Origin of the sequence: Aeromonas sp. HMWF016 (assembly GCF_963878195.1) — a bacterium.
Classification (GTDB): domain Bacteria; phylum Pseudomonadota; class Gammaproteobacteria; order Enterobacterales; family Aeromonadaceae; genus Aeromonas; species Aeromonas lacus.
Genome location: NZ_CAWNWX010000045.1, coordinates 4,332 through 6,004 on the forward strand (window position 1 = coordinate 4,332; position 1,673 = coordinate 6,004).

Below are 1,673 nucleotides of genomic sequence, written 5' to 3' on the forward strand. Positions count from 1 at the left end.
GGGGTCTGGATGTGGATCTGCCACGCCAGCGCGTGGCGATGGGGGATCTCTGCCTCGGCTCGCAAGGGGCCAGCCTCTGCGTGAAACGAAGCCAGGTTTCGGCAGCGCAAGGCTCGCTGGAGTTTGCTCTGGCCGGGTTTGACCTCAAGCGGTTGCGCCCCTGGTTGCCGGACAACTTTAGCTGGCAGGCGGTGCTCTCTGCCGACGGCCGTGCCAGCTGGCGCGGCAATCAGCAGACCCTCCATGCGGTAGTGCGTACCACGCCGGGCACCTTTGTCACCGATGATCTCAAGACCGACTACCAGCAGCTGGCGCTGGGCCTTGATTTCGAGCGGCAGCAGGCGGCTATTCGTCTCGACTTTGCCTCCAAACAGATCGGCAATATCGATACCGAGCTGCTGATCAGGGAGCCCGCCGGTCGCGGTCTGCTCGGCGGCCAGCTCAAGTTTGACGATCTCAAGCTCGACACCTTTGCCCCGCTCATTCCGGAGGTGCGCTCCCTGCACGGGGTCATCTCGGCCAATGCCCGTTTTGATGGCACTTTGGCGGCGCCGCTGCTGTTTGGCCAGCTCAATCTGAGCGATGGCGAGGTGCAGACCCACTCCGACATGGTGACTCTGACCAAGCTGGTGACCCGCCTCAAGATCGAAGGCAACCGGGCCGAGCTTGATGGCTCGATGCTGGTGGGCAAGGGGCCGCTGGCACTGGGGGGCTGGCTCAGCTGGGCCAAGATGCCGGTGACCGGCAGCCTCACCATTCAGGGCAAGGAGCTGGAGGCGCAGTACCCGGGCATGGGGCGGGTGAAAGTCTCCCCCGATATCGCCGTCTCGCTGGGTGACGAAACCCGGGTGACCGGTCAAGTGGATATCCCCTGGGCACGCATTCTGGTCAAGAGCTTGCCTGACTCTGCGGTCGCCGTCTCTGACGATGTTACAGTGGTTTATGACGATCGGCCCCCACCACCCAAGCAGACCAGCCTGCCGCTGGCGATGAAGGTGGCGATCCGCCTTGGCAATGATGTGAAGCTGGAGGCGATGGGGCTCAAGACCGATGTGTCGGGCGGCCTCAATATTCGTCAGGATCCGGGCAAGCCGCTGGCAGGCAATGGTCAGCTGGTGCTCACCAATGGTCGCTTCAAGGCCTATGGCCAGAACCTGATCATCAAGGAGGGGCGGATCCTCTTCTCCGGTCCACTTGATCGCCCCTTCCTCAATATCGAGGCGTACCGTGACCCCGATACCATCGAGGGGCAGGTGACGGTGGGGGTGCGAGTGACCGGCCCGGCCAGCAAGCCGGCGATCAATGTCTACTCCGAGCCGCAGATGGCGCAGTCGGAACAGCTCTCCTATCTGCTGCGCGGCAAAGGGTTGCAGACCGGCGGTGAGGATGGCGGTTTCAACGGCCTGCTGGTGGCAGGGGCTGTCAGTCAGGCCAATGGGGTGGTGTCGAGCATTGGCGAGTCGCTCGGGATGAGCGATGTCTCCCTCGATACGGCAGGCAGTGGTGACAACACCCAGGTGACCCTGTCGGCCTATCTGCTGCCGGGCTTGCAGTTCCAGTACGGGGTCGGGGTGTTCAGCCCCATCGCCGAGTTCAAGCTGCGCTACGAACTGCTGCCGCGCCTCTATCTGCAGGCGATGAGCGGGGTGGCACAGGCGGTGGATATCTTCTAT

The 1,673-nt window shown here is 63.2% G+C and carries 1 protein-coding gene; it reads left to right on the top strand.

Annotated elements, in window-relative coordinates; translation table 11 throughout:
• Positions 1–1,673, top strand: a 1,673-nt coding sequence (locus AACS24_RS21835) for a translocation/assembly module TamB domain-containing protein (RefSeq protein ID WP_258223119.1), incomplete at both ends; no start/stop codon positions are given.